This window comes from Herbaspirillum sp. WGmk3, from assembly GCF_023952535.1.
GTDB classification, from domain to species: Bacteria; Pseudomonadota; Gammaproteobacteria; order Burkholderiales; family Burkholderiaceae_D; genus Herbaspirillum; species Herbaspirillum huttiense.
This window is the reverse complement of the sequence record NZ_JAKYWT010000070.1, coordinates 1-268: the sequence shown is the minus strand read 5'-3', so window position 1 is coordinate 268 and position 268 is coordinate 1. Positions and strand designations below refer to the sequence as shown.

Genomic DNA, 268 nt, shown 5'->3' with positions numbered 1-268 from the left:
ACCTCTTATTGCGGGCGGCGAGCAGCGCCGCGACGAGGAAGAAGATCGACGGGATGTCCCAGTTGGTAAACGCGTGCATGATCACCAGCGGGGAGGCGGCGACGAGCAGGGTGTCCCACACTCGGTTGCCGGCGAGCTCCGCGACGATGCGGGCCGTGATCACCCAGATCACCGCCAAGACCAGCGCCGTGAGGTAGAAGTACCAGCCAGCCTCGGGCAAAACGCGCTGGGCAATGAAGTAGGTGGTGCGCGCGATAAACCCCATGAT

At 63.8% G+C, this 268-nt stretch carries 1 protein-coding gene; it reads right to left on the bottom strand.

The features are described 5' to 3' along the window. Positions 1–268 (bottom strand): hypothetical protein (locus MKD49_RS25980; RefSeq protein ID WP_252697739.1); only part of this gene is annotated, 268 nt, incomplete at both ends.